Origin of the sequence: Tritonibacter litoralis, assembly GCF_009496005.1 — a bacterium.
GTDB lineage: Bacteria > Pseudomonadota > Alphaproteobacteria > Rhodobacterales > Rhodobacteraceae > Epibacterium > Epibacterium litoralis.
Window position 1 is genome coordinate 46,718 of record NZ_WIBF01000005.1, and the last position, 25,800, is coordinate 72,517.

A 25,800-nucleotide genomic window follows, 5' to 3' on the forward strand; every position below is an offset into this window, starting at 1 on the left:
AAGAGAATGTCACTCTACCTATGCCGGATCAGGGAGCAATTCAATTGGCGAAGCTGGAATATAGCGGTCAGGACTATATGGTTGCCCCGAACCCTCAGGACGGGCGCTTGACGCGCGCCGTCACCGGCACCGATCAAGATGGCGCAGCGGTTGATCTTGCGGTTGTCGAAGAGCGCCCGTTGACGATTTACCTGAATTCTCAAGAGATTGTGACCGCCATGACCATTGGCGATTATCCCGAATACCTCGCGCTTGGGTTCCTGAAAAACCAAGGCATGCTGGGGACGGATGATGAGGTCACCCGGGTGGAGTTTGACGAGGATCTGGAGGTTGTGGTGGTACGCACCGCAATTGAGACCTCACATGAAGAAAAGCTGAAGAAGAAGACCCGCACGTCGGGCTGTGCGGTGGGCACGGTTTTCGGCGATATGATGGAAGGGCTAGAGGGCGTGAGCCTGCCAAAGGCGGAGCTGCGCACCAGCTGGCTTTACAAGCTGGCGCATCAGATCAACCGCACGCCGTCCCTGTATCTGGAAGCGGGCGCGATCCATGGCACGGTCCTGTGTCAACAGGACCGCCCCTTGGTCTATATGGAAGACGTGGGTCGTCACAATGCGGTGGACAAGATCGCAGGCTGGATGCTGTCCGAAGGGGCAAGCGCGGATGATAAGATCCTTTATACCACGGGGCGTTTGACGTCGGAGATGGTGATCAAAACCGCCATGATGGGCATCCCGGTGCTGGCGTCCCGGTCCGGGTTCACTGCTTGGGGGGTTGAGATTGCACGTGAAATCGGCCTCACCCTGATTGGTCGCATGCGGGGGCAGCGGTTTGTGTGTTTGAGTGGCGAGGAACGTCTGGTGCGGGACATGGATCCGGCGGATGCGCCGGTTGAAGAGAAGAAACATCGCCGCAAGAGCGCGGGTTGAGGCGCGGGGGCGCCCCTTGGGCCCATTGAGGGCCCGGCGGGGCGCGACCCGGCTGGCGCCGTGTCAAGCGCCTGTTGCGCAGGAGAGAATACATGGCTGAAAAAGTGCTTGGGGTGATTTTGGCCGGTGGGCTTGCAACCCGCATGGGCGGCGGTGACAAGGGCCTTCTGGAGGTCGGTGGGCAAAGCCTGTTGTCCCATGTGATCGAGCGCTTGTCCCCGCAAGTCGCCGGGCTTGCGCTCAATGCCAATGGGGATGCCGCACGGTTTGCGGAGTTGGATCTGCCGGTGATTGCCGACAGTATCGAAGGATTTGCCGGGCCGCTCGCAGGGGTTCTGGCCGGGCTGGACTGGGCAGCCGCGCAGGGGGCAGATGCGATTGTTACCGCCGCCGCCGACACGCCGTTTTTCCCAACGGATTTGGTGGCGCGACTGATCGAGGCTTCGGACGGGCAAACTTATCCTCTGGTTTTGGCGACCACGCCGCGCACCGGCGAAGAGCTGAAATCCGGTGGGCGTAGCAAGGTCAACCGACACCCAACGTTTGGCCTGTGGCCGGTTGCCTTGCGCGATGATCTGCGCGCGGCGCTCACGGATGGCCTGCGCAAAGTTGTCCTGTGGACGGACCAGCATGGCGGGCGCGAAGCTTTGTTTGAGGCAGAGCCCTTTGATCCCTTTTTCAACGTCAACACACCCGAGGATCTGCACCGCGCCGAAGGATTGTTGCCATGAAAGTCTATGGCGTCACAGGGTGGAAGAACAATGGCAAGACCGGATTGATGGAGCGCCTGGTGGCGGAGTTCACTGACCGTGGCTTGACCGTTTCGACCCTGAAACATGCCCATCACAGCACGGATGTGGACCAGCCGGGCACTGACAGCCACCGTCACCGGACCGCGGGCGCGCAAGAGGTGGTTCTGGCCTCACCTAATCGGGTGGCGATCATGCAGGAGCTGCGGGGCGCGGCGGAACCTTCGCTGACCGAGCTCTTGGCACGGATGCGCCCGGTCGATCTGATCTTGATTGAAGGGTATAAACGCGAAGCGCATCCCAAGGTGGAAGTGCACCGAAAGGCAGCGGGCCAGCCGCTGATCGCGCCACAGGATCCAAGCATTCGCGCGGTTGCGACGGATACGCCGTTGGATTTGGACCTGCCTCAGTTTGATCTGAACGATACGGTCGAGATCGCCGATTTTATCGCCAATGACTTGAACCTGACGTGAACCGAACCCGAAACGCGCGCTGGAGTTAAGGAAGGAAAGACCCATGACCCTGAAACCGCCGCCTTTGCGCAACGATTGTTTTGCCTTGCCTGCTGGGGTGAACTGGACACCGGTGGACGCGGCGTTGGCGTTGCTGCGCGACCGTCTTCATGCGGTGACCGAGGTGGAACAGGTGGCCCTTGGCGCGGCGTTAGGGCGTGTTTTGGCAGAGGATGTGGTGGCCCAACGGTCGAACCCGCCATTGCCGAATTCCGCCGTGGATGGCTATGGGTTTGCAGGTGGTCTGCCTGAGGGAGAACATGTGATCCCCCTTGCGCAAGGCAGGGCTGCTGCAGGTCTCGCCTTTGAAGGAGTGGTGCCTGCAGGGGAGGCCATCCGCATTCTGACAGGCGCCAGCCTGCCCAAAGGGGTGGATACGGTGATCCTGGAAGAGGATGTCACGACAGACGGGCAGTCCATTGCCTGTCGTGGCCCGTTGCGGCAGGGCGCGAATGCGCGCAAGGCGGGAGAAGATGTTGCCGCAGGAGAGGTGATCCTCGCCGCTGGGCGGCGTTTGACCCCGGCGGATTTGGCGCTCATTTCCGCCACGGGCGGAGCGGAGTTGCCTGTCCGAAAGCCTTTGCGGGTTGGTGTCTTGTCGACGGGGGATGAGTTGGTCGAGGCAGGTCAGACAGCGCGGCCCGGGCAGATTTTTGATGCCAATCGCCCGATGCTTCTGGGTCTGGTTGAGCGGATGGGGCATCACGCTCTGGATCTGGGACGTGTGATCGATGATCGGGCGACGTTAAGGGGACGATTGGACGAGGCCAGCCAGAAGGTGGATGTGATCGTGACCAGTGGCGGGGCCTCTGCTGGGGACGAAGACCATATGTCTGCGTTGTTGCGCGAAGCTGGTGCGATGCAGGAATGGCGGATTGCGATCAAGCCCGGTCGCCCTCTGGCGCTTGGGGTGTGGTCCGGCGTTCCGGTGTTTGGACTGCCAGGCAACCCAGTGGCGGCTTTGGTGTGTACCTTGATCTTTGCGCGGCCCGCGATGGAGCAACTGGCCGGTGCAGGATGGCGCGCGCCCCAAGGGTTTCTTGTTCCGGCGGGATTTGAAAAGCGTAAGAAGCCGGGCCGACGCGAATATTTGCGGGCCCGGGTGCGTGATGGGCGGGTCGAAGTGTTCAAATCAGAAGGCTCAGGCCGGATCAGCGGTCTCAGCTGGGCCGAAGGGCTGGTCGAGTTGGGCGACGGGGCGGCCGAAATCGCACCGGGTGATCCGGTGATGTTCTACCCTTACGCGAGTTTTGGTTTCTGAAACCAGAACGCGGTGCAAACAAACACTCCCGCCCGCTTCGCCGCATTCCAAAGGAATGCGCGTCGCGGTTGGGCGTGGCACCGTGCTGTTGCACGGTGCGGTCGGCGCCTGGAAACAACCGCAGCGCACCGCAGGTGCGCTGCCATGCCCAACGGGAGGAGGGGCCCTGAAAGGGGCCGAACGACGGGCGGGAGTTTCGGCTTAGTTGGGACATTTAGGCCCGCGCAACGAGCCCACCGGCATTAGTCGAACGTACCGGCCACCCGTCCCAACAGCATAAATGCGCGGGCAGTGCGGGTCTCGCTCAAAGCTGAGATCTCGGAGTCCGATGCAGAGCTCTCAAATTCCGCGAACATCTGGTCAAAGCGGCGTAGAAAGTGGTGGGCCGCATCGCGGAAGATCGGGTCTTGTTTCATCCGCGCTGACGCCAGCGCCAGGGCCGCACGGTCGCGCACACCGCCAAGGGCCGCGATTTCCTTGCCACGCGCCCCTTGGGCAAATTGCCGCCAGATCTCAGGCCGTGACATATCCGGGCGCAGATCATCCATATAGATCCCGTCCTGGCTCAGCAGCGTCAGGACATCCTGCGCGGCCTGGATCACTTGGCTTGCCTTGCGGTCTTGCAACGCCAGGCGCAGCGCGACAAACCCATCCTGATCCTCTGCCGTTTCCGGGAAATTCAGCGCCCGGATAAACTGATGGACCGGCAACGGTGGTTTGCTGTCTTCCGCAGGTGTTCCCAAGGCCAGCGCCCCTTGGTCATCCCCAGTTGGTGCGGACAGCGGCACAGGCTGCCCCTCCCGATGCGGTTCGCTGCGGCTGCTTTGAAAGGTTGCCAACGCGGTTTCCGTATTGCGGGCCGCTTCGATGATCTCTTCCAGCTTCTTGGTCATCGACGGTTCTGCCACGGCGGCCTGTTGTTGCGCCTGTGTCAGATAGGTGGTGCGCAGATTGTCGATCACAGCATGCAACCGGTCTCCTTCGGCCTGCACCAGACGGGTGGATCTGATCGACAGTGCGGCCACCCAGATCAACAGAACCGGCAGGGTCAAGGCCAGCAGGGATAACACCGGGTCAGACCAGCTGGAGACACCGGTTTCTGTCCCGCTCAATGCGCCATTCAGAAGAAAGAACAGAACCCACACCAGGCTCAGGCCTGCTGCAATCCATTCCGCCAAACCCAAGGGGCTGGCTTCAGTGCGCTCAAACACCGGCAGCGAATGTGCGCCGGATGTTTTGGACTCGGATGATGTGGGGCCTGACATGGCTCTGTTCTGGTTCAAAACGACTTAAGCATAGACAATTTCAAGAATCTCATAAGATCGCACACCGCCAGGTGTCCGCACGTCCACACTGTCGCCTTCGTCCTTACCAATCAAGGCGCGGGCGATGGGAGATTTGATATTTAACAACCCTGCTTCAATATTGGCTTCATGTTCGCCAACAATTTGCCAGGTCTTCTCCTCATCGGTGTCTTCATCAACGACGGTGACTTTTGCGCCAAATTTGATGGTGCCGCTCAGCTTGGCGGGATCGATCACGTCCGACAGCGACAGAATGCCTTCCAGCTCTTTGATGCGACCCTCAATAAAGGACTGCTTTTCACGGGCGGAATGGTATTCAGCGTTTTCCGACAAATCGCCCAATTCGCGGGCCTCGGCAATGGCCTGAATAATGGCGGGGCGTTCGACGGATTTCAGGTTTTTCAGCTCTGCCTCAAGCGCGGCAAAGCCAGCGGGCGTCATCGGGATTTTTTCCATAAGAAGTGTCCGGTGTCTTATTCGCTGTAAACAGCGGTTGTTGCTTGGTGTCGAACAGTTGAACCCCGCCGCATGGGCTGCGAGCGGGGCGACAGATCGAGTTGACAGATACCTGACCCAATCCTGACACGGATTGCAAGGGGGATGGCAGGGATTCCCACCCGGGAATTGCCGCCTTCCCTTGGCTATCAGCAGCAAATAGCCGAAACTTAACCGAATTTTTATGACGCTTTTGCTGCCTTTGCTTCAATCATATTGCACCACTTCATATTCCACGCCTTGATCGTCCAAGAAGTAAAACCGCCGTCCCGGTGCATAATCGGCATGGTTTATGGGCTCAAACCCCTGATCTCGAACCGCGGTTTCCGTGGCATCCAGATCTTCAACTACAACGGCCAGGTGGTTCAGCGCGCCTTTATGCGCATAGCGGGTCTGTGGCTCCCCCAGTTCATTGGCCGGGCTGTACAGCGCCAAATAGCTGTCTTTGCCGCCAACATGGACTGTGTATCCGCCGTTCAAGGCAGGCCCCTGCCAGCGAATGTGCCAGCCAAAGACATGTTCCATCCAGGCAGCCGTTTGGTTTGGATCGGCCACGGCCAGGTTTGCGTGTTCCAAAATCGCGCTCATTTGCGCCTCCTTTCATTCTGTTTGACGGTTGAGTCGCCTCACGCTAATTTCTAAACCTAACTTTAGGTCAAGATATTTTGTGAGGCACAGATGAGCGACGCAGCAGGAATTTCGATCGGCTATCTGGCAGAGCGCACAGGGCTCGCGGTTTCGGCGATCCGCTATTATGAGGCACAGGGGTTGATCAGCCCCTGGCGAAACGCCGGCGGGCAGCGCAGATTCATGCGTGCGGATATTCGCCGCCTCAGCTTTGTGATGATCGCCCAACAGTTCGGGTTCACCCTTCCCGAAATTCGCGAGCATCTGGCCGCGCTTCCCGGCAATCGCACACCGACCCCCGAAGACTGGGCCGAGATTTCGCTGAGCTTTCGTCAACACCTCGACCAGCGAATCGAAACATTGCAGAAATTGCGAGACAATCTGGACGGATGTATTGGCTGTGGGTGCCTGTCTCTGCCCAAGTGCAAGCTTTATAATCCCGAAGACCGCGCCCACAGCAAAGGGTCGGGCCCCAGATACCTGATGGGGGACCGCCCTGCGCCGCAAAGCAGCATCTAAATGGCGGAAATGAAAGACCAGGGAATTCCCTTTTCTGCGACGCAGTGTTGCAAACGCAGGGTTTGGATTGACGGGTTACGCTGTCAAACGCTAAGCAAGCGCGAAAGAATATTGCGCCCAGACGGGGCCGTAGCGAAATGTAGCCAGGGAGCGCCGAAGGATGGCCGAAATTGAACGGGAAATGATGGAATATGATGTCGTGATCGTGGGCGCAGGTCCCGCAGGTCTTTCGGCAGCAATCCGTTTGAAACAGCTGGACGCAGATCTTGACGTTGTCGTCCTTGAAAAAGGGTCCGAGGTCGGCGCACATATTCTGTCCGGTGCTGTGCTGGACCCCTGTGGCCTGGACGCGCTTATTCCCGACTGGAAAGAAAAAGGCGCACCGCTGAACACGCCGGTCACCGAAGACAACTTCTTTATGCTGGGTGAGGCGGGCAAGGTCCGCATCCCAAACTTTCCGATGCCGCCGTTGATGAACAACCACGGCAACTACATCGTGTCGATGGGCAACGTCTGCCGCTGGATGGCGGAACAAGCCGAAGAGCTGGGCGTTGAAATCTTCCCCGGCATGGCCTGTTCCGAACTGGTGTATGGCGACAAGGGCGAAGTCAAAGGCGTGGTCGCCGGTGTCTTTGGTCTTGAGGCAGACGGCTCGCTTGGTCCGAATTCGGAACCCGGTATGGAGCTGCACGGCAAATACGTCTTCCTGTCCGAAGGTGTGCGCGGGTCGCTCTCCAAAGAGGTGATCGAACGCTACGATCTGCAGTCCGGCAAAGAGCCGCAGAAATACGGCGTCGGCATGAAAGAGATCTGGGAAATTGACCCGGCCAAGCACAAAGAGGGCACTGTCACCCACACGATGGGCTGGCCGCTGGGCTCGAATGCGGGCGGTGGTTCCTTTATCTATCATCTGGAAAACAATCAGGTCTATGTCGGCTTTGTGGTGCACCTGAACTACAAGAACCCGCATCTGTTCCCCTATATGGAATTCCAGCGCTTCAAGCATCACCCGATTGTGGCGGACCTCTTGAAGGGCGGCAAACGCGTGGCCTATGGCGCGCGCGCAATCACCGAAGGCGGCTGGCAGTCGATGCCGAAATTGGTCGCCTCTGGCGTGGCGCTGCTGGGCTGTTCCGCAGGTATGGTCAACGTGCCGCGCATCAAAGGCAACCACAACGCCATGCTCTCAGGCAAGGCCGCAGCCGAAGCCGCCTATGCCGCGATCCAGGACGGCCGCTCCGGTGATGAGCTGCACGCATACGAAGAAGACGTGCGCAAAGGCCCGATTGGCAAAGACCTGAAAATGGTGCGCAACGTCAAACCGATGTGGTCCAAATGGGGGCTTGCAGCTTCGCTCACCCTGGGTGGGTTCGATATGTGGACCAACAACATCTTTGGTCTCTCGCTGTTCGGCACCATTGGCCATGGCAAAAACGACGCCCAGTCCACGGAACCGGCGGCGTCGCATAAGCCGATCGACTATCCCAAACCCGATGGTGTTCTCTCCTTTGACCGGCTGACCAACGTCTCCTTCTCGTTCACCAACCACGAAGAGAGCCAGCCCGCGCACTTGCGCCTGGCGGATGCGAACAAGCCGATCTATGACAACTTGCCCATGTATGACGAGCCTGCGCAGCGCTATTGCCCGGCTGGCGTTTACGAGGTGCTGGAAAAAGACGGTGAAAAACAGTTTGTGGTGAACTTCCAGAACTGCGTGCACTGCAAGACCTGTGACATCAAGGATCCGGCGCAGAACATCACCTGGACCACGCCACAAGGCGGCGACGGGCCCAACTATCCGAACATGTAAGATCGGGTCACAGTGACCAGACAGATTGGAAACCGCCGGTTCCGTTTTGGAGCTGGCGGTTTTTTATGGTTGGGTAACCTTCCTGCCCATAGAATTTGCGCGCCGTTGTGCGAATGGCAGCAAGTTGATCCAAGTGCCATTGCCTCCGGCAGGCCAAGCGCCTAGCTTAAACGTTAAAGATTTGCCCCTTTGATATGGAGACCCGTGTGGCCCTTCGCATTTTCCGCTCCCTGACCCTCGCCGCCACCTCTGTCGCGCTGCTTGCGACGACATCCCCTGCAGCTTTGGCCCAAAACACAGCCCATGGGCTGGCCGGGGCCTATCTGGCGGGGCGCGCGGCGACCTACGAAGGGGACTATGCCGCCACCGCCGATTACTTTGCCCGCGCCCTGGCGCGCGATCCCGAAAATGTGGTGCTGATGGACAATGTTGTCTTTTCACGCATGGCGCTGGGGGAATTGGAGCGGGCGGAACCCATCGCCCGCCGCCTGTGGGCGCAGGGCGCGGTCAGCCAGATTGCAAATGTGGCCGTTGCTGGCGCCATGGCCAAGGATGAGAACTTCTCGGGTCTCTTGGCACGGGATCTCGACACCCAAGGGGCGGGCAAGCTGACAGATGCGCTGATCAATGCCTGGGCCCAACTGGGCAACGGCTCTGTTAGCAAAGCGGTCGCCGAACTCACCACCCTGGGTGAGGATGAGAATCTGAGGTTCTTTGCCGATTTCCACCGGGCCCTCGTTTTGGCTTCGGTTGGCGATTATCAAAGCGCGGCCGCCTTGATGGAAGAAGGCGATCAACGTCTGGCCCGAGCCTCGCGCCGGGCCGCCTTGGCCTATGTGCAGATCCTGTCGCAACTGGACCGCAACGATGAGGCGGTGGACTATATGGCGCGCGCCTTTGGTGGTGGTTTTGACCCCGCTCTGGCACGGGTTGTGGATGCGCTCCAAGCCGGAGAGACGCTGGCATTTGACATCGCGCCAACGCCAGTTGATGGGCTGGCTGAAACCTTCTTTACCCTCAGCGTGGCATTGAACGGAGAGGCCAGCGCCGATCTGTCGCTGATTTACAGTCAGCTGGCCGTGGCTCTGCGGTCCGACCATGTGGATGCACTGTTGCACACCGCCAGCGTGCTGGACCAACTGGGGCGCTATGACCTCTCGATCGAGGCCTACAGCAAGGTGCCGGCAACCCATCCTGAATTCCACGCCGCGGAACTGGGCCGGGCCGAAGCCCTGCGCCGTTCAGCCAAGCCGGATGCTGCAGCCGAGGTTCTGCGCAATCTGGCCAAGGCACAGCCGGATGATCCCGCCGTTCATCTTGAACTGGGCGATCTGATGCGCCAGCAGGAAGACTACGCCAAGGCCGTGCCAGCCTATGATCGCGCATTGGAGCTGACACCTGCGGGTGCAGGGCGTGCCTGGGTCTTGCATTATGCCCGTGGTATCAGTCACGAGCGGCTGAAAAACTGGGAACAGGCCGAGGCGGATTTTCGCGCCGCTTTGGCCCTGAACCCGGATCAGCCGCAGGTGCTAAACTACCTAGGGTATTCCATGGTGGAGAAACAGATCAAACTGGACGAAGCGCTGTCAATGATCGAGCGCGCCGTCGCGGCGGAACCGCAATCCGGCTATATCGTCGATTCTCTGGGCTGGGTGCTTTATCGCCTTGGCCGCTATGAAGAGGCGGTGGGCCATATGGAAACCGCAGTTGAGCTGATGCCGGTCGATCCGGTGGTCAATGATCACCTGGGCGATGTCTACTGGGCGGTGGGCCGCGCGCGCGAGGCAGAGTTCCAATGGCGCCGTGCGCTGTCTTTCATTGATCCCGAAGAGGTCAATGGCGAAGCAGATCCCGACCGTATCCGTCGCAAGTTGGATGTGGGGCTGGATGCGGTTCTGGCCGAAGAAGGTGCCGAGCCGTTGAAGGTCGCCCAGGATGGCTGAGGCCTTTGCGCCCGCCAAGGTCAACCTGTCTCTCCATGTGGTCGGCCAGCGGGCCGATGGCTATCACCTGCTCGACAGCCTTGTGGTCTTTGCGGATATCGGCGACCGGGTGAGGGTTGAACCACGCCCCAGCGGATCGGGTCTCAGCTTGACGGTGACCGGCCCATTGGCCGCTGGCGTGCCCACGGGCCCCGAAAATCTGGTGATCAAAGCCGCCAAATTGGCGGGCGTTCGCGATGCCGCGATCACTCTGGACAAACACCTCCCCGCAGAGGCGGGGATTGGCGGCGGCTCCTCCGATGCTGCGGCCACTTTGCGGGCGATCCAAACGGCCCTGGATGTGCCAATCCCAAAAGGGCTGGAGCAACTTGGTGCCGATGTGCCGGTCTGCGCTGTGGCGCAGGCAGCGCGTATGGAAGGCACCGGTGAGCGGGTCACTGCCTTGCCCCGTTTCACGCCGCTCTCTGCGGTGCTAGCAAACCCCCGCGTGGCGGTTGCAACACCGCCGGTGTTCAAGGCACTGTCGGCAAAGGATAATGCGCCAATGCCAGCGGAGCTGCCCGATTTTGCAGCACCGTTTGATCTGCTGGAATGGCTGCAAAACACCCGCAACGATTTGCAGGATGCGGCCTGTGGTTTGCACTCTGCTATCGGTGCAACCCTTGATGCATTGTCCGCGCTGGAAGGCGCCAGACTTGTACGCATGTCGGGATCCGGTGCCACGTGTTTTGCGTTGTTCGCCAATCGGACAGCAGCCGAAGAGGCGGCAAGGGTGCTGCAGCAAAGAGAGCCCAATTGGTGGGTTGAGGCCTGTACGCTCTCCTAAGGACGCCTCGCTTTTTGAGCGATTGTCAGACGATGTGCTCCCGCCCGTCCTTGCCCCCTACCGGGGGCGGCGTCCCGTTGGGCGTGGCGCCGTGCTGACGCACGGCGTGCGCGACCGGTTGAATGGTGTGTAACACTGGCGCGGTTACGCAACCGCGCCGCGCGTCAGCGCGGCGCTTGGCCCAATGCTGTTTGCGATTTTTTGCTACAGCAAAGCATCGCACAGGCGCGGGAGACCACGCCTGCTGCCGTTAGCCTACTTGAGACGAGCCACCACATATTCCGCAAGGTCAGACAGGATCTGTCGCAAGGGATGCTCTGGCAATTTGGCCATCGCGGTTTGCGCTTTGGCGGCCCAGGCGAGCGCATCTTGGCGGGTGGCATCCAGAGTGCCGTATTTCGCCATCAATCCCAACGCCTGTTCTAGATCACCGTCTTCTTGGCGACCTTTCTCGATCGTGCGCACCCAAAACGCGCGTTCTGCGTCGGTTGCTTGCGCCACGGCCTTAATCACCGGCAGCGTCAGCTTGCGCTCGCGAAAGTCGTCACCGACGTTCTTGCCGGTCACTTTGCTGTCACCTTGGTAGTCCAACAGGTCATCCGCAATCTGGAAGGCAATCCCCAGCGCATCGCCATAGTCAAACAGCGCCTGCACCGCATCCTCTGACACGCCTGCAATCACGCCGCCCACCTCGGTGGCTGCAGAAAACAGCGCTGCGGTTTTGCCGCGCACCACCTGCAGATATACCGCCTCGTCTGTGCGCAGATCGCTGGCCGCTGTCATCTGCAGCACTTCTCCTTCGGCAATGGTTGCAGAGGCATTGGCCAGAATATCCAGAACCCGCAGGGATCCTGTCTCAACCATCAACTGGAAACTGCGAGAGAACAGGTAATCGCCCACCAGTACCGAGCTTTTGTTGTCCCACAAAAGATTCGCAGTTGGACGCCCGCGCCGCTGACCGCTTTCATCGACCACATCGTCGTGCAGCAGGGTCGCAGTGTGGATGAACTCAACCGTTGCGGCCAGCTTCAGGTGATCATCGCCTGCATAGCCGCACAGTTTTGCGGCGGCCAGCGTCAGCATCGGGCGCAGCCGCTTGCCGCCGGCTTCCACCAAATGCGCGGTCACCTCAGGGATGCGGGGCGCGTGTTTTGATGCCATACGGTCCCGGATCAAGGCGTTTACAGCCGTCATTTCCTGGTCCAATTGTTCCGCCAGCTGTTCATGCGGCTTTTGCGAGTTGACTTGATCCATCATTTTCCCGTTTGCAAGGCTCGACAATCTCGGTCCCTTGGCCTTAGATCCATCCCCATGAAAGAACTCTTGCGCAGCACAGATCCAACCATCCTGGCCTATGCTTCAGCCCTTCTTGAGGGTGAGGATATAGACTGCTTTCAGATGGACGTAAATATGAGCGTCTTGGAAGGTGGAATAGGAATTTTCCCGCGTCGCCTGATGGTGCGTACAGATGACCACGCCGCGGCAGAACGTGTGATGCGTGACAACGACATTCCACTGGGACGCTGAGACCGTGTTTGTGGAGGAAACCCTCAGCCAGGACGCATTCCTCGGCGGGCAAGTCACTCTGTTACAACCAAAAAACGGGTATCGCGCGGGCGTAGACCCGGTGTTGCTTGCGGCAGCTGTTCCGGCCAAGCCCGGCGACAGCGTGCTGGAACTGGGCTGCGGAGCGGGGCAGGCGCTTTTGTGTCTGGGGCATCGTGTCACGGGGCTGTCCCTGACCGGGGTTGAGCTGCAGCCGCCTTATGTGGATCTGGCGCGTCGCAACGGTGATTTGAATGAGCAGACACTCGACATTGTCCAAGCGGATCTGGCCGATCTGCCGCTGGATCTGCGCCAGCGCCGCTTTGATCATGTGATCGCCAATCCGCCGTATTACCGCAATGGCGCGCACAGCCCGGCGCAGGATGATGGCCGTCGCACTGCCCTGGGTGAAGAAACGCCCCTTGCGCACTGGATTGATACCGCGTCGCGCAGGCTTGCACCCAAAGGGTATCTGCACCTGATCCAACGGGCCGACCGGCTGGCGGATGTGCTGGTGGCCTGCACCAACAGACTGGGCAGTCTTGAGGTTTTGCCAATCGCGCCGCGTGTGGGGCGCGCGGCTGAACTGATCCTGGTCCGGGCGCGCAAAGCTGGCCGCGCGGATCTGCGCCTTCATGCGCCGTTGATTTTACACGAACATTCCACCCATCCCGGCGATCGGCCCGATTACCGCGCCGAGGTGGAGGCGATCCTGCGCAGCGGTGCGGCGCTAGAATGGCCAAAGTGATCAATGCTGCGCGCAAAATGCGTAATTTTGGCCCGAATTGCTCTATTTTCGGCATTTTAGCGCCGATCTGCCGAGATTGATTAGAATTTCTCGCAGCTGCAGCGTGACAGATGTTCCTGTTTCTGGTCCACTGTTTCAGCCGGGAACGCCCGGCGCACATCAACGCTCAACAGGAGGATAGCCATGAGCCTCAGCTCGCATCTTAATGAACTGAAAAAGAAGCACGAGCACCTGAGCAATGAAGTCGAGGTCGCCCAGCGGTCGCCAGGCGTGGATGGCCTGGAAATCGCGGTCCTCAAAAAACAAAAGTTGAAGATCAAGGAAGAAATATCCCGACTTTCCGGGGAGTAATAGGCAGATCTGGCTGCACATCCAGTTGGAATACGGCTGCACAACGGGCAGCGTGACACAAGGCTGTGGCAGTCAACACCCAAGGGTCATCGTGAGATGACCCTTTCTTTATTCCACGGGTCATCGTGAGATGGCCCTTTTTAGTTTTTTGGGGGCTAAATCAGGTCTTTGCCGCCTGCGCCCGGCTGGCCATGGCGGCAGATACAGCCGCCAGAGTGATTAAACCCGCCGCCGCTGCCAGGTTCCAGCTGAGCGCCGCAAAGCCGGTCACCACCAAAACAAGCGTCGACAGCAAAGGCGTGGCATAGGAAATCGTGCCCAGCATTTGAATGTCGCCCTTTTTGACCCCAACATCCCAGACAAAGAAGGCAAGCCCCACTGGCCCGAGCCCCAGCCCCAGCGCAGACATCCAGGCAATTGTGGTGGCAGGCCAGATCGTGTCCTCAACGGCGAAATGTAATCCCCATGAGGCGACGGCTGCGATCAGGCAATAAATGGTTACAGAGCTGGTTGGCACCGCCGAAAACCGGCGCGACAGGACCGAATAGCTGGACCAGGTCAGCGCACACAGCAACGCCAGCCCATATCCCGGCAGGTACTCGGTGCGAAACCCCGCGCCGCCGCCGGTCACGATCAACCCCGCTCCCACAAAGCCAAGCGCCGCCCCCAGCAGATGCCCGCCGCGCAACCGCTCGCCGGGCAGCAGCCCGGAAAAAAGCACGATAAGCAAAGGCCAGAGATAGGCAATCAACCCCGCCTCGGCCGCAGGCGCCAGTCGCAGGGCCGAGAAATAAAGCACGTGATAGCCAAACAACCCCAGCGCACCAAAGGCATAGATCTTCCAGGGCACGTCCCGCAGCGCGGCAAACCCACCGTTGACGGCAACCCAGGCCGCCCCCAAGGTTCCGCCGATCGTGAAACAGATCGCATTCAGCAGCAGGGGCGGGGTGGGTGCGGATCCTACGGTGAACAGGGCCAACAAGGCCCACAGTAAAATCGCGACAAAGCCAATGGCGGTTGCGCGGGGTTTGCTCATGTCGGGGAGACATCCTCAACTGGGACAATATCAAAATCTTCCGCGATATAGGCGGTTTTGGCCATCTCATCAATGAACCAATCCCGAAAGGCCACCACTTGGGGGCGATCCTCACTGCCGGGCGCGCTGATCATTCTGAACTTGGCTTTGGTCTGAAGGGCGGTTTTGAACGGGGCCACCAGACGTCCGGTGTGCAGATCCGTCAAAACCATGCTGCGGCGGCCCAACACAACGCCCGCACCGGTGATCGCCGCGTCAACCGCGTGATCAGCCTGGGAAAACCGCAACCCATGGGTCGGAACATAGCCGATGTTTTGGGTGCGAAACCAGGTGGGCCAATCACAGGGCGGATCCAGAAAATCGATGGATTCGTCAAAGATCAGCGGCGCTTTCATCAGGCTTTCAGGCGTGGTGTAGCGATCCGCCAGCTCGGGCGTCATCACCGGTGTGACCCATTCCGGCGGCACCGGAACCACATTCAACCCCTCGTCCGGGCCGAGGCCAAACCGCAGGGCGATGTCCACATCCTCCCGCTCCAGATCCACCATCCGCAAGGTAGCCGAAAACCGCAAATCAATATCCGGGTGACTGCGGGCAAATTCATACAGACGCGGTGCCAGCCACTTGGCGGTCAATGCCGGGCCCGCCGTCACTGTCAACGTGCTGTTGTCCTGCAGGCGTCGGGTTGCGGTCCAGGCTTCTGACAGCGTTAAAAATCCTTCGGCCACACCCGGTGCCAGGGTGCGTCCGGCCTCGGTCAGGGCGACGGCGCGATTGAGGCGGCGAAACAGCTTCTCTCCCAGATGCTCTTCCAAGGTCTTGATCTGGAACGACAAGGCCGCAGGCGTCACGTTCAATTCTTCTGCCGCCTTGGCAAAAGACATGTGGCGCGCGGCAGCATCAAAGGCACGCAAGGCGGTGAGAGGGGGCAGGCGGTCAGACATGTTCACACAAGTAATACTTAACTGAAGGTCTGAAAAGTCTCGTTTGTGCGTTTGAAACGAAAAGTGCATTTTGATTGCAGTTAAGACACGCTAACCCGAACAGGAGGCCAAGATGATTGAAGCAACAACCCAGGCGCATATCGCACAGGCCATGCACCGTGCCCATGCCGAACGGAGCAAGGCATTTTCGGTCCTTTGGGGCTGGCTGTGGAATCTATCAGTTCGGCGCAGCCGCGCCCCGTCTTCCCGCTGGGCCTAGGCGCCAGGTCCTTACGGGATACACAAGAGGGCCGCTCCGGTGTGGGCGGCCCTTGCTGTTGACACTGTAACGTCGCTTAGACGACGAATTGCGCCCCATTGGCGGAAATGGTCGAGCCGTTGATAAACGAGGCATCGTCCGACGCCAGGAAGGCAACACAGCGCGCGATTTCCTCAGGCTCACCCAGGCGGCCGGTTGGGATCTGACCGATGATCATGTCACGGACCTTCTCAGGAACCGCCATCACCATTTCGGTTGCAATGTAACCGGGGCAGATCGCGTTGGCGGTGATGCCTTTGGCAGCGCCTTCTTGTGCCAGCGATTTCACGATGCCCAGATCGCCCGCTTTGGTCGCAGCATAGTTCACCTGACCAAATTGACCCTTTTGACCGTTGATGGAAGAGATCACGATGACCCGGCCAAAACCGCGCTCACGCATGCCCGGCCACACCGGATGCACGGTGTTAAAAACGCCGGTCAGGTTGGTGTCGATCACTTGCTGCCACTGTTCTGGTGTCATCTTGTGAAACGGTGCGTCACGCGTGATGCCGGCATTGGCAACAACAACGTCAATCCCACCCAGCTCTTCTTCAACTTTTGCGATACCGGCTTTCGATTCTTCGTAATCGCCCACGTTCCACTTGAACGTTTTGATACCGGTCTCTTCGGTAAAATTGGCCGCGGCTTCGTCATTTCCCGCGTAGGTCGCTGCAACGGTATAACCCTCTGCTTTGAGGGTCTTAGAGATCGCTGCGCCGATTCCACGGGAACCCCCGGTGACGAGTGCAGTACGTGCCATGATAATCTTCCTCCACTTGAGTAGTCTCTTGGTAATTAAATTGCAAAATTCTGCGTCGCAGCGCAAGCAAATTGCGAGTATGATTTCACTTTTTTCAAAGTTCATTTTGCACGACTTATCGTAACGGGCAGATGTCAAAACAAAAGGGCACCCCTAGGGGTGCCCTCATAAATGACGGTATTTTAATCGTTTATGGACGTTCGACGCACAATGCGACACCCATGCCACCACCGATACACAGGGTCGCCAGACCCTTTTTGGCATCGCGGCGCTTCATCTCAAACAAAAGCGTATTCAGAACGCGGCAGCCCGAAGCACCAATTGGGTGACCGATAGCGATGGCACCACCGTTGACGTTTACGATCGCCGGATCCCAGCCCATGTCCTTGTTCACGGCGCAGGCCTGCGCTGCAAAAGCTTCGTTGGCTTCAACCAGATCCAGGTCATCAACGCTCCAGCCGGCTTTCTCCAGCGCTTTGCGCGATGCATAGATCGGGCCAACACCCATGATCGATGGATCCAGACCTGCGGTTGCATAAGAGGCGATTCGCGCCAGCGGCTCGATGCCGCGCTTTTCGGCCTCATCCGCGCTCATCAGCAGGGTTGCAGCCGCACCGTCATTCAGACCGGATGCGTTTGCAGCGGTGACAGAGCCGTCCTTGGCAAAGGCCGGGCGCAGTTTCTGCATGCCTTCGATGGTGGCACCGTGGCGGATGTATTCATCCGCATCCACGGTGATGTCACCTTTGCGGTGCTTTACGATAAACGGCACGATCTCATCGGCGAATTTACCGGCCTTTTGTGCCGCTTCCGCTTTGTTTTGCGAGGCCAGTGCGAACTCATCCTGCATCTCGCGGCTGATCTGCCATTTCTCAGCCACGTTTTCCGCAGTCTGACCCATGTGATAGCCATTAAACGCATCCCACAGACCGTCGCGGATCATGGTGTCGATGTATTTCATGTCACCCATCTTGTGACCGGCACGCAGGTTTGCGGCATGGGGCGACAGGGTCATGTTTTCCTGGCCACCGGCGGCCACAATCGATGCATCGCCCAGCATGATGTGTTGTGCACCCAGGGCAACAGCGCGCAGACCCGAGCCACAGACCTGGTTGATCCCCCAGGCGGCGCTTTCTTGCGGCAGGCCTGCGTTGATATGCGCCTGACGCGCGGGGTTCTGGCCTTGGGCGGCGGTCAGCACCTGGCCCAGAATGGTCTCTGATACTTCGGCTTTGTCGACGCCTGCGCGTTCAACCACGGCTTCCAGAACAGCTTTGCCCAGATCGTGGGCTGGCGTGGTGGCGAAAGAGCCGCCAAAGCTACCGACTGCGGTACGCGCAGCGGATGCAATTACAACATTGGTCATGACTTTTGGTCCTTTGACATCCAGATATTGCGGAAGCGGGTCACACGTATTTACGCTGTCTGTCGACCGGCATTCCCCCTCCCATCAGCGGTACATTACGCGAAGCTATGCACCTGCAGCAATTCGCAAGGTGTCGCAGCCACGGGTGCAAAGTCAACCGAAACCGGTGTTTTTTACCGTGTGTTGTCAGGGGAAATTAGCGCTAAAGTTGAGGTGGGGGTTGTCCCAACACTCCCCAATTAGGTCACGCGCGATGGCGTTGCTTCAAATCTTCGACCCAAGGTGCGCGCACAGTTGGCGCCCCAAACAGATACCCCTGCAGGCAGTCCACACCAATGGAAATCAGGAATTCTGCATCGTTCTGGGTCTCGACCGATTCGGCAACGGTCAGCATATCAAACTGCTTGGCCACGCCCACCAGCGCCCGCACAACAGCTTGATTATCATAGTTTTCTGAGACCTTACGCACAAACTGCCCGTCCAGTTTCACCGCATCAAAGAAGAACTGCCGGAAATGGGCAATCGACATGCTGCCTGCGCCAAAGTTATCCATGGCAAAGGCGATGCCATGCTCCTGCATCCGGGTCATGAAATCCAACACCAGCTCGGGCGCGCCCTGGGTGGAGGCTTCGGTGATTTCCAACAACAACCGCTCGCCAATGGTGCTGTCATTTTTCAGGAACCGTTTCAGCGCCTGATTCCAACGTTCATAGCCGATAGAGCGGGCCGACATGTTGATCGACAGGCGAATATCGGGATGTTTGCTGAGCGCCCGAAGGCCGTGTTGCAGGGCCAGACAGTCCAGTTCGCGCCCCAATTCTGTGTCTTCGACCACATCCATAAACTCACGCGCGGGAATCACCCGGCCGGTGGCATCCAGCACCCGGATGTAGCCTTCATAAAAGGCCACACCATTGGGCGGCAGCGCCTGCATGATCGGCTGATAGGCCAGCATCGTTTGGTCGTATTTGATTGCATCCGCAACCATATCCAGCGTCGACCGGTCCCGATTGGCCACGGCAGAGCCCAAAGGGGTGTCCGATCCCTCGGACATGTCGGCCATCTTGATGCGATCTTTCTTCACGGCAAAGGCTCCAGGCGGGTCACGTCGTCCAATATGCGTCAAACCACAGGATCCTGCAAAAGAGTGAAGCGGTGATTAAAGTTCGGATTTTAAACAGTGTTCCCGAAACAGAAAGAGAGCGGCTGAGGTCATCAGCGCTCTCTTCAATTTCTGTATCACAGCAGGTCTTTGCGGTTGGTAAAGCCGCGGTTACTCGGCGTCGATCATCGCCTGAACAATGGCCTTGGCGCTGTCGGAATTCCATTCCGCATCCCCCAACAGCCGGGCGACCTCTTCACCGTCGCGGTTGAGCAATACGGTAATCGGCAGACCGATGACGGCCATATTGCGAGCCAGGTTCTGACGGTCGTCTTGGTGGCGGGGCAGGTTGGTGATGCCGTTTTCGTCAAAAAACTTGCGGATGCCCGCCGGTGAATTGCGGCCTGTGGCAATGGTCAGGACCTCAAAATCCTCACCGCCGAACTCCTCTTGCAACTCGGCGATCTGTGGCATTTCCTTGCGGCAGGGCGCGCACCAGGTAGCCCAGAAGTTCAACAGAACAACTTTGCCTTTGTAGTCCTGCAGGGTTGCCGTGCCCGCATCATCGGCCAGGTTAAACGGCTGGTCCGAGACAGCTTTGGGCGCGCTGTGAACCACAAGACGGCGCAGGCTGTCTTCACGCAGCGCTTCCAGCGCGGCAGGATCCGCTGCATGAGCGGCATTTGCACCTATGGCCAAGGCCATATAAAGGGTGAGGTGACGAAACAGACGCATAATTTCTCCAGGGTTCCACCATGACAGATCAAACCTCGAACCAAATGTGGGGCGGCCGCTTTGCCGCTGGTCCAGACGCGATCATGGAGGCAATTAATGCCTCGATCGGTTTTGACAAGCGAATGGCAGCACAAGACATTGCCGGTTCCAGGGCCCACGCAGCGATGCTCGCTGCCACAGGCGTTATTACGGATAATGACGCGGACGCCATTCGGGAAGGTCTGCTCACCGTTTTGTCAGAGATTGAAACGGGAAAGTTTGAATATTCCACCGCTTTGGAAGACATTCACATGAATGTAGAGGCGCGGCTGAAGGAAATCATCGGCGAACCCGCTGGCCGACTGCACACCGGCCGGTCCCGTAACGATCAGGTGGCGACCGATTTCAAACTCTGGGTGCGCGACCAGTTTGACGCGGCGGAGAAAGGCCTGTTGGCGCTGATCGCGGCTTTGGTCGATCAGGCAGAAGCCGGCGCCGATTGGGTGATGCCGGGCTTCACTCACCTGCAAACCGCGCAACCGGTGACCTGGGGCCATCATATGATGGCCTATGTGGAGATGTTTGGCCGCGATCTGTCCCGTGTGCGTGACGCCCGCGCCCGGATGAACGAATCACCCCTGGGTTCGGCGGCTTTGGCGGGCACCTCTTTCCCGATTGATCGGGACATGACCGCCAGCGCGCTTGGCTTTGACCGTCCAACCGCAAATTCGCTGGATGCCGTCTCGGACCGGGATTTTGCGCTGGAATTCCTGTCGGTCGCCTCGATCTGCGCCATGCACCTGTCCCGCTTTGCCGAAGAGCTGGTGATCTGGTCCTCCGCCCAGTTCCGATTTGTGACGCTCTCGGACCGTTTCTCCACCGGCTCCTCGATCATGCCACAAAAGAAAAACCCCGACGCGGCTGAACTGATCCGCGCCAAGGTTGGCCGGATCTTTGGCGCCAACACCGCGCTGATGATGGTAATGAAAGGGCTGCCGCTGGCCTATTCCAAGGACATGCAGGAAGACAAAGAACAGGTCTTTGACGCCGCTGACAACTGGATGCTGGCGCTGGCAGCAATGGAAGGCATGGTCAAGGATATGACCGGCAACCGCGAAAGCCTTGCAGCAGCAGCCGGCTCTGGCTTCTCCACTGCCACGGATCTGGCCGACTGGATGGTCCGGGTGCTCAAGGTGCCGTTCCGCGACGCGCATCATGTGACCGGCACGCTGGTGGCCATGGCAGAAGCCCGCGGCTGTGATCTGCCGGACCTGAGCCTTGAGGACATGCAGGGCGTGCATGCGGGCATCACCGATGATATCTTTAGCGTGCTTGGCGTGGAGAACTCGGTAAACTCCCGTATGAGCTATGGGGGCACCGCACCGGCACAGGTCCGCGCGCAGGTCGCCCGCTGGAAAGAGATCCTGAACAGCTGATCCCGAAAGGGTCAGCGCGTGTAAAAAAGAAGGAGGCCCGATATGTCCAAATTGTTCTGCCTGATGGCGGCTTTGATGGTTCTGGCCTCCTGCGGCGCGGATGGCGAACCCATTCGCCCGACCTTTGGCGTTGGCGTCAATGTCTCCAGCAGCGGTGTGCATGTGGGCAGCAGCGTCGGCGTCAGCAAAGGGCCGGTGTCTGTCGCAGTTGGCCTGTAATCAGGCGACGTGGCAGTACGCACGGCATAACAAAAAAAAGGATATCCCCTTGCGAATTCTTTGCCTCTTGCTTCTCCTCGCGCCACTTGCAGCATGTGAAACAAGCCCGCGTTATCCTGATGCCGAACCCGACGCGTCAGACCAAACCCCAAAAACCGGCATCACGATTTCGGGCAGCGCACGGGTTGGCGTTTCGACAAAGCTGTAATCGCGTGTCATGTCTTTTGCTCTATTGTGTTGATCCACTCAGAAATGATTGATCCCCCGCGCCCTTTTCCCTAAACGCGGGGCCATGGATCATTTTCTCTACCGCGACGGCGCGCTTTACGCCGAGGACGTGCCGGTGGCCGAGATTGCGGCCGCCGTTGGCTCCCCGTGTTACATCTATTCCACCGCCACATTGTTGCGGCACTTCCGCCTGTTTGATGAGGCTCTGGAGGGCACCGAACACCTGGTCTGCTATGCGATGAAGGCCGCCTCCAATCAGGCGATCCTCAAGACACTGGCCCAGGCCGGGGCCGGTATGGATGTGGTGAGCCAGGGCGAATATCTGCGGGCCAAGGCTGCAGGCGTGCCAGGGGACAAGATCGTCTTTTCGGGCGTTGGCAAAACGGCTGAGGAGATTCGCACCGCTCTGACCGGTGGCATCCGCCAGTTCAACGTGGAATCCGAGCCCGAAATGGTTGTGATCAGCCGCGTTGCTCAGGAATTGGGCAAAACCGCGCCGATCACCATCCGGGTCAACCCAGACGTGGACGCCAAGACTCATGCCAAGATCGCAACTGGTAAGTCCGAGAATAAATTTGGCATTCCGATTTCGCGCGCCAAAGAAGTCTATGCGCTGGCGGCCTCGCTGCCGGGGCTCGAAGTGGTGGGGATCGACTGCCACATCGGCTCGCAATTGACCGAATTGGAACCGTTTAAACTGGCCTATGAGAAAGTCGCCGAGCTGACAGAAGCCCTACGCGCCGAAGGTCATAACATTCGCCGTCTTGATCTCGGCGGGGGCTTGGGCATCCCTTACGCGCGCTCCAACGAAGCGCCGCCCTTGCCGGTTGAATATGGCCAGCTGATCAAGGACACATTGGGCCACCTTGGCTGCGAGATTGAGATTGAGCCAGGCCGTCTGATCGCAGGCAACGCAGGCATCATGCTGTCCAAAGTGATCTATGTAAAATCCGGCGAAGACCGCGATTTCCTGATTGTTGACAGCGCCATGAACGACCTGATCCGCCCGGCCATGTATGAGGCGCATCACGATATCGTGGCGGTGAAGGAACCGGCACCGGGTGTCGAACAGCGCCCCTATGACATCGTGGGCCCGGTCTGTGAAACCGGCGACACCTTTGCCAAAGCGCGCAATATGCCCCCCTTGGAGGCGGGCGATCTGATCGCTTTCCGCAGTGCGGGCGCCTATGGTGCGGTGATGGCCAGCGAATACAATTCACGCCCGCTGATTCCCGAGGTTCTCGTTAACGGAAATCAATTCGCAGTTATTCGCCCGCGCCCAAGCTTTGACGAAATGATAAATCGCGATACCATGCCAGAGTGGCTCTGAAGCGTTTCGCCTTCGGAGCAAGCGGAGGCAACGCCAGATGGCCATTCACGACCGCCAAGGCAGCTCTGACACCAACAGGGCTGAACAACAAGACAGGGCTGAAACAGCCAGCGCCGAAAACCCGGCGCGCGCAGCAGGGAAGACAGGGCAACATCGCACGCCGTTTGGCGCGGCGGGTTTGGACGCACGGCTGTGGCCCCTGCGCCGTCAGCTCTGGCTGACCCGTATCGGTCTTCTGAGCGAGCAAATCCTGCGGGCCTTCTGGCCTGCGGCGTCGGTTCTGTTCCTGTCACTGGCTGCGGTGATGATTGGCGTCGCGGATTTCCTACCAATCGAAGCTTTCTGGGCTGGAAGCGTGGCACTTGGCCTGTCTTTGCTGGCGGCCATCATCTGGGGGCTGCGCAATCTGCGCTGGCCCAGCTGGCAGCGAACCCAGGACCATCTGGATAAAACCCTCAAAGGTCGCCCAATTGCGGCTCTGTTGGATGATCAGGCCATCGGGCGCGGCGATGCGGCGTCCTCTGAATTGTGGCGCCTGCATCAGGCGCGCATGGCCAAACGCGCCCAAGCGGCAAACGCGCCTGCGCCCAATTTGCGACTGGCGGCGGCCGACCCCTTTGGCATTCGGTTTATGGCGCTGACATTGTTTCTGGTGGCGCTGCTCTTTGGCTCGATCCTGCATGTGGGCAACCTGCGCCAAATGGCACCGGGAACCCAGCAGGCCCAGATCGGCCCCACCTGGGAAGGCTGGCTGGAGCCGCCCCATTATACTGGCCTGCCGGTTCTGTACCTTGCCGATCAACCAGGCAGCCGCTTGAACGTGGCCGCAGGTAGCACGGTAACGCTCAGGTTTTATGGCGAAATTGGCGATCTCACACTGGCCGAAACCGTCTCAGGCCGCACCGATGCGCTGCCATCTGCCGCTGACCCGGAACAGCGGTTTGAAGTGACACAAAGCGGTGTGATTGAAATTCAGGGCCCCGGCGGTCACAGCTGGCAGGTCACCCTGTTGCCGGACACGCCCCCGCAGGTCTCTGTCGCCGCAGAGCCCGAGGCCTCTGTGGATGGCAGTATGGAGATGCCGTTTACCGGACAGGATGATTACGGCATCGAACGCGGGCAGGTGACGATTGACCTCGACCTCCTGGCGCTGGAGCGCAGCCACGGGCTGGCGGCGGACCCAGACCCGCGTGCCCCAATTGTTCTGGACCTGCCGCTGCCGCTGACCGGTGACCGGCGGGAGTTTACCGAAGTGCTGACCGACAATTTCGCGCAGCACCCCTGGGCCAATATGCCCATGGTCTATACCTTCATGGTCGAAGACGCTGCGGGCCAAACGGGACAAAGCGCGGGCTTTGGCGCGCCCTTGGCCACCCGACGGTTTTTCGATCCAATGGCGGCGGCAATCATTGAACAGCGCCGCGACCTTCTGTGGACGCGCGCCAATGCCCCCCGGATTACCCAGATCCTGCGCACTTTGACCCACCGGCCCAAAGATCTGTTCCGTGACAGCGGCGATTACCTGCGCCTACGCGCAATCCTGCGGCGGCTGGAAACCTATGTGACACAGGCCGGAGCTGACGGGCTGCAAGAACCTCAGCAGGAAGAGATTGCCGCCGCTCTGTGGGATCTGGCGATCGAGTTGGAAGAGGGCGACATCGGCGACGCGCTGGAACGGATGCGCCGTGCACAGGACCGACTTAGCCAGGCGATGCGCGATGGGGCATCAGAACAAGAAATCGCCGAACTGATGCAGGAGCTGCGCGAGGCGACCCAGGATTACCTGCGCCAGTTGCAGCGCCAGGCCGACGCAGAGGCCGAGGATCTGGATCCGGGTGAGCGGGCGGAAAACACGCTTGAGCTCAGCCAGGACGACCTGCAGGCGATGATGGACCGGATCCAGGAGCTGATGGAACAGGGCCGCATGGCCGAAGCGGAGCAGGCTCTGCGTGAATTCCAGCAGATGATGGAAAACATGCAGGTCACGCAGGGCCAGCCGGGGCAGGGCAATTCTCCCGGTGATCAAGCCATGCAAGGCCTGGCAGAGACGCTGCGCGAGCAACAGGGCCTGTCGGATCAGGCCTTCCGCGATCTGCAGGAACAGTTCAATCCCAATGCGCAATCCGGTGAAAGCAGCCAGAATGAAGGTCGCAACGGCGGTCAGGGCCGCGGCCAAAGCCATGAACCGGGCCAAAGCCCTGATGGTCAAAGCGCCGAAGGCCAAGAGGGCGAGGGTGGCCAAGGCGCGCCGCAGTCGGGTCAGCAGCAATCACTGGCAGACCGTCAACAACAGCTGCGCGACGAGCTGCAGCGCCAGCAGGATGGTTTGCCCTTTGGCAGCTCACCCGAAGGCCAAGACACGCGCGAAGCGCTGGACCGGGCGGGCCGTGCCATGGAAAACGCCGAGGATGCGCTGCGGCAAGGTGACATGGCCGAAGCGCTGGATCGCCAGTCCGAGGCGATGGAAGCCCTGCGTGACGGTATGCGCTCCTTGGGCGAAGCGATGGCACAACAGGAAAGCGCACCGGGCAATCAGGGGCAAAACAGCCAGCAATCCAGATCAGAGAGCACCGACCCGCTGGGGCGTGGCAACCGGGGTGCCAGCCAGGGAGGCACCATTGGTGATGAACAGGCCTATCGCCGGGCATGGGATCTGCTCGAAGACATCCGCCGCCGCTCAGGCGATCAAAACCGCAGTGAAAGCGAACGCAATTACCTGCAGCGCCTGCTGGACCGGTTTTAACCGGA

Annotated in this window: 26 protein-coding genes; 16 read left to right on the forward strand and 10 right to left on the reverse strand. The window is 59.5% G+C overall.

Going from position 1 to position 25,800, the window contains the following annotated elements:
* Nucleotides 1-77 precede the first annotated feature (77 nt).
* From fdhD to GFB49_RS09845, 4 genes are all read left to right on the forward strand, one after another.
* Nucleotides 78-929: a formate dehydrogenase accessory sulfurtransferase FdhD gene (gene fdhD / locus GFB49_RS09830; protein ID WP_425505208.1), complete on the forward strand. Its 852-nt coding sequence runs from the start codon at nt 78-80 to the stop codon at nt 927-929.
* Between the two features lie 92 nt (nt 930-1,021).
* Nucleotides 1,022-1,660 (forward strand): molybdenum cofactor guanylyltransferase MobA, encoded by a 639-nt coding sequence (gene mobA, locus GFB49_RS09835; protein ID WP_153215699.1) that lies wholly within the window; start codon nt 1,022-1,024, stop codon nt 1,658-1,660.
* Complete coding sequence (gene mobB / locus GFB49_RS09840; RefSeq protein WP_153215700.1) at nt 1,657-2,151, forward strand: molybdopterin-guanine dinucleotide biosynthesis protein B; 495 nt, start codon at nt 1,657-1,659, stop codon at nt 2,149-2,151. The genes mobA and mobB overlap by 4 nt, the downstream gene beginning before the upstream one ends.
* A 43-nt stretch (nt 2,152-2,194) precedes the next feature.
* A complete protein-coding gene (locus tag GFB49_RS09845; protein WP_153215701.1) occupies nt 2,195-3,451 on the forward strand; it encodes a molybdenum cofactor synthesis domain-containing protein in 1,257 nt (418 codons plus the stop codon).
* Between the two features lie 242 nt (nt 3,452-3,693).
* On the opposite strand, the gene GFB49_RS09850 is transcribed toward GFB49_RS09845, so the two are convergent.
* The 3 genes from GFB49_RS09850 to GFB49_RS09860 all read right to left on the reverse strand — a co-directional run bounded on the left by GFB49_RS09850 (nt 3,694) and on the right by GFB49_RS09860 (nt 5,838).
* A complete protein-coding gene (locus tag GFB49_RS09850; protein ID WP_153215702.1) occupies nt 3,694-4,716 on the reverse strand; it encodes a hypothetical protein in 1,023 nt (340 codons plus the stop codon).
* A 24-nt stretch (nt 4,717-4,740) separates the two neighbouring features.
* The gene (gene greA, locus GFB49_RS09855; RefSeq protein WP_153215703.1) at nt 4,741-5,211 is read right to left on the reverse strand and encodes a transcription elongation factor GreA; all 471 of its coding nucleotides are present in this window, start codon (nt 5,209-5,211) and stop codon (nt 4,741-4,743) included.
* A 246-nt stretch (nt 5,212-5,457) separates the two neighbouring features.
* Nucleotides 5,458-5,838 (reverse strand): VOC family protein, encoded by a 381-nt coding sequence (locus GFB49_RS09860; RefSeq protein ID WP_153215704.1) that lies wholly within the window; start codon nt 5,836-5,838, stop codon nt 5,458-5,460.
* Between the two features lie 90 nt (nt 5,839-5,928).
* Here GFB49_RS09860 and soxR point away from each other — a divergent pair, with 90 nt between their 5' ends.
* The 4 genes from soxR to GFB49_RS09880 all read left to right on the forward strand — a co-directional run bounded on the left by soxR (nt 5,929) and on the right by GFB49_RS09880 (nt 10,975).
* On the forward strand, nt 5,929-6,396 hold the full coding sequence (gene soxR / locus GFB49_RS09865; protein WP_153215705.1) for a redox-sensitive transcriptional activator SoxR: 468 nt from the start codon (nt 5,929-5,931) through the stop codon (nt 6,394-6,396).
* A gap of 160 nt (nt 6,397-6,556) precedes the next feature.
* Entirely contained in the window at nt 6,557-8,206 is a 1,650-nt protein-coding gene (locus GFB49_RS09870; RefSeq protein ID WP_153215706.1) for an electron transfer flavoprotein-ubiquinone oxidoreductase, read from the forward strand.
* A gap of 206 nt (nt 8,207-8,412) precedes the next feature.
* On the forward strand, nt 8,413-10,149 hold the full coding sequence (locus GFB49_RS09875) for a tetratricopeptide repeat protein (RefSeq protein WP_425505203.1): 1,737 nt from the start codon (nt 8,413-8,415) through the stop codon (nt 10,147-10,149).
* Nucleotides 10,142-10,975 (forward strand): 4-(cytidine 5'-diphospho)-2-C-methyl-D-erythritol kinase, encoded by an 834-nt coding sequence (locus GFB49_RS09880; RefSeq protein WP_153215708.1) that lies wholly within the window; start codon nt 10,142-10,144, stop codon nt 10,973-10,975. Before GFB49_RS09875 ends, GFB49_RS09880 begins: the two co-directional genes overlap by 8 nt.
* Before the next feature lie 255 nt (nt 10,976-11,230).
* On the opposite strand, the gene GFB49_RS09885 is transcribed toward GFB49_RS09880, so the two are convergent.
* The gene (locus GFB49_RS09885) at nt 11,231-12,229 is read right to left on the reverse strand and encodes a polyprenyl synthetase family protein (RefSeq protein WP_153215890.1); all 999 of its coding nucleotides are present in this window, start codon (nt 12,227-12,229) and stop codon (nt 11,231-11,233) included.
* A gap of 57 nt (nt 12,230-12,286) precedes the next feature.
* Between GFB49_RS09885 and GFB49_RS09890 the strand changes: the two genes are divergently transcribed.
* The 3 genes from GFB49_RS09890 (at nt 12,287) to GFB49_RS09900 (ending at nt 13,619) form a co-directional block, all read left to right on the forward strand.
* Nucleotides 12,287-12,502 (forward strand): putative signal transducing protein, encoded by a 216-nt coding sequence (locus tag GFB49_RS09890; RefSeq protein WP_153215709.1) that lies wholly within the window; start codon nt 12,287-12,289, stop codon nt 12,500-12,502.
* Complete coding sequence (locus GFB49_RS09895) at nt 12,474-13,268, forward strand: tRNA1(Val) (adenine(37)-N6)-methyltransferase (protein ID WP_343032536.1); 795 nt, start codon at nt 12,474-12,476, stop codon at nt 13,266-13,268. Before GFB49_RS09890 ends, GFB49_RS09895 begins: the two co-directional genes overlap by 29 nt.
* Nucleotides 13,269-13,451: 183 nt before the next feature.
* Entirely contained in the window at nt 13,452-13,619 is a 168-nt protein-coding gene (locus tag GFB49_RS09900) for a YdcH family protein (protein WP_153215710.1), read from the forward strand.
* Nucleotides 13,620-13,779: 160 nt separating this feature from the next.
* Here the strand turns inward: GFB49_RS09900 and yddG are convergent, their stop codons facing one another.
* On the reverse strand, nt 13,780-14,655 hold the full coding sequence (gene yddG, locus GFB49_RS09905; RefSeq protein ID WP_153215711.1) for an aromatic amino acid exporter YddG: 876 nt from the start codon (nt 14,653-14,655) through the stop codon (nt 13,780-13,782).
* Nucleotides 14,652-15,599 carry a transcriptional regulator GcvA gene (locus tag GFB49_RS09910; protein ID WP_153215712.1) on the reverse strand — a complete coding sequence of 316 codons (948 nt, stop codon included), beginning with the start codon at nt 15,597-15,599 and terminating at the stop codon, nt 14,652-14,654. The genes yddG and GFB49_RS09910 overlap by 4 nt, the downstream gene beginning before the upstream one ends.
* Before the next feature lie 112 nt (nt 15,600-15,711).
* Between GFB49_RS09910 and GFB49_RS09915 the strand changes: the two genes are divergently transcribed.
* A complete protein-coding gene (locus GFB49_RS09915) occupies nt 15,712-15,858 on the forward strand; it encodes a hypothetical protein (protein WP_153215713.1) in 147 nt (48 codons plus the stop codon).
* A 76-nt stretch (nt 15,859-15,934) separates the two neighbouring features.
* On the opposite strand, the gene phbB is transcribed toward GFB49_RS09915, so the two are convergent.
* From phbB to GFB49_RS09935, 4 genes are all read right to left on the reverse strand, one after another.
* On the reverse strand, nt 15,935-16,657 hold the full coding sequence (gene phbB / locus GFB49_RS09920; RefSeq protein WP_153215714.1) for an acetoacetyl-CoA reductase: 723 nt from the start codon (nt 16,655-16,657) through the stop codon (nt 15,935-15,937).
* A 190-nt stretch (nt 16,658-16,847) separates the two neighbouring features.
* Complete coding sequence (locus tag GFB49_RS09925) at nt 16,848-18,023, reverse strand: acetyl-CoA C-acetyltransferase (protein WP_153215715.1); 1,176 nt, start codon at nt 18,021-18,023, stop codon at nt 16,848-16,850.
* 244 nt (nt 18,024-18,267) lie between these two features.
* Nucleotides 18,268-19,086 carry an EAL domain-containing protein gene (locus GFB49_RS09930; RefSeq protein WP_153215892.1) on the reverse strand — a complete coding sequence of 273 codons (819 nt, stop codon included), beginning with the start codon at nt 19,084-19,086 and terminating at the stop codon, nt 18,268-18,270.
* Between the two features lie 210 nt (nt 19,087-19,296).
* Nucleotides 19,297-19,860, reverse strand: coding sequence for a TlpA disulfide reductase family protein (locus tag GFB49_RS09935; protein WP_153215716.1), 564 nt, complete (start codon nt 19,858-19,860; stop codon nt 19,297-19,299).
* A 20-nt stretch (nt 19,861-19,880) separates the two neighbouring features.
* Between GFB49_RS09935 and argH the strand changes: the two genes are divergently transcribed.
* From argH to GFB49_RS09950, 4 genes are all read left to right on the forward strand, one after another.
* Nucleotides 19,881-21,275 (forward strand): argininosuccinate lyase, encoded by a 1,395-nt coding sequence (gene argH / locus GFB49_RS09940; RefSeq protein ID WP_194269306.1) that lies wholly within the window; start codon nt 19,881-19,883, stop codon nt 21,273-21,275.
* Between the two features lie 42 nt (nt 21,276-21,317).
* Nucleotides 21,318-21,494, forward strand: coding sequence for a hypothetical protein (locus tag GFB49_RS21010; protein ID WP_194269307.1), 177 nt, complete (start codon nt 21,318-21,320; stop codon nt 21,492-21,494).
* 292 nt (nt 21,495-21,786) lie between these two features.
* Entirely contained in the window at nt 21,787-23,052 is a 1,266-nt protein-coding gene (lysA, locus tag GFB49_RS09945; protein ID WP_153215717.1) for a diaminopimelate decarboxylase, read from the forward strand.
* 37 nt (nt 23,053-23,089) lie between these two features.
* Nucleotides 23,090-25,795 carry a TIGR02302 family protein gene (locus GFB49_RS09950; protein WP_153215718.1) on the forward strand — a complete coding sequence of 902 codons (2,706 nt, stop codon included), beginning with the start codon at nt 23,090-23,092 and terminating at the stop codon, nt 25,793-25,795.
* Nucleotides 25,796-25,800 lie beyond the last annotated feature (5 nt).

Bases quoted from the DNA above. Each gene is read 5' to 3' on its own strand.
- yddG (WP_153215711.1), bottom strand. From the start codon at position 14,655: ATGAGCAAACCCCGCGCAACCGCCATTGGCTTTGTCGCGATTTTACTG.
- GFB49_RS09930 (WP_153215892.1), bottom strand. From the start codon at position 19,086: ATGGCCGACATGTCCGAGGGATCGGACACCCCTTTGGGCTCTGCCGTG.
- GFB49_RS09850 (WP_153215702.1), bottom strand. From the start codon at position 4,716: ATGTCAGGCCCCACATCATCCGAGTCCAAAACATCCGGCGCACATTCG.
- GFB49_RS09860 (WP_153215704.1), bottom strand. From the start codon at position 5,838: ATGAGCGCGATTTTGGAACACGCAAACCTGGCCGTGGCCGATCCAAAC.
- greA (WP_153215703.1), bottom strand. From the start codon at position 5,211: ATGGAAAAAATCCCGATGACGCCCGCTGGCTTTGCCGCGCTTGAGGCA.
- argH (WP_194269306.1), top strand. From the start codon at position 19,881: ATGACAGATCAAACCTCGAACCAAATGTGGGGCGGCCGCTTTGCCGCT.
- GFB49_RS09935 (WP_153215716.1), bottom strand. From the start codon at position 19,860: ATGCGTCTGTTTCGTCACCTCACCCTTTATATGGCCTTGGCCATAGGT.
- mobB (WP_153215700.1), top strand. From the start codon at position 1,657: ATGAAAGTCTATGGCGTCACAGGGTGGAAGAACAATGGCAAGACCGGA.
- GFB49_RS21010 (WP_194269307.1), top strand. From the start codon at position 21,318: ATGTCCAAATTGTTCTGCCTGATGGCGGCTTTGATGGTTCTGGCCTCC.
- GFB49_RS09885 (WP_153215890.1), bottom strand. From the start codon at position 12,229: ATGGATCAAGTCAACTCGCAAAAGCCGCATGAACAGCTGGCGGAACAA.
- soxR (WP_153215705.1), top strand. From the start codon at position 5,929: ATGAGCGACGCAGCAGGAATTTCGATCGGCTATCTGGCAGAGCGCACA.
- GFB49_RS09915 (WP_153215713.1), top strand. From the start codon at position 15,712: ATGATTGAAGCAACAACCCAGGCGCATATCGCACAGGCCATGCACCGT.
- mobA (WP_153215699.1), top strand. From the start codon at position 1,022: ATGGCTGAAAAAGTGCTTGGGGTGATTTTGGCCGGTGGGCTTGCAACC.
- GFB49_RS09900 (WP_153215710.1), top strand. From the start codon at position 13,452: ATGAGCCTCAGCTCGCATCTTAATGAACTGAAAAAGAAGCACGAGCAC.
- GFB49_RS09950 (WP_153215718.1), top strand. From the start codon at position 23,090: ATGGCCATTCACGACCGCCAAGGCAGCTCTGACACCAACAGGGCTGAA.
- GFB49_RS09910 (WP_153215712.1), bottom strand. From the start codon at position 15,599: ATGTCTGACCGCCTGCCCCCTCTCACCGCCTTGCGTGCCTTTGATGCT.
- fdhD (WP_425505208.1), top strand. From the start codon at position 78: ATGGTTGCCCCGAACCCTCAGGACGGGCGCTTGACGCGCGCCGTCACC.
- lysA (WP_153215717.1), top strand. From the start codon at position 21,787: ATGGATCATTTTCTCTACCGCGACGGCGCGCTTTACGCCGAGGACGTG.
- GFB49_RS09880 (WP_153215708.1), top strand. From the start codon at position 10,142: ATGGCTGAGGCCTTTGCGCCCGCCAAGGTCAACCTGTCTCTCCATGTG.
- GFB49_RS09870 (WP_153215706.1), top strand. From the start codon at position 6,557: ATGGCCGAAATTGAACGGGAAATGATGGAATATGATGTCGTGATCGTG.
- phbB (WP_153215714.1), bottom strand. From the start codon at position 16,657: ATGGCACGTACTGCACTCGTCACCGGGGGTTCCCGTGGAATCGGCGCA.
- GFB49_RS09890 (WP_153215709.1), top strand. From the start codon at position 12,287: ATGAAAGAACTCTTGCGCAGCACAGATCCAACCATCCTGGCCTATGCT.
- GFB49_RS09925 (WP_153215715.1), bottom strand. From the start codon at position 18,023: ATGACCAATGTTGTAATTGCATCCGCTGCGCGTACCGCAGTCGGTAGC.
- GFB49_RS09845 (WP_153215701.1), top strand. From the start codon at position 2,195: ATGACCCTGAAACCGCCGCCTTTGCGCAACGATTGTTTTGCCTTGCCT.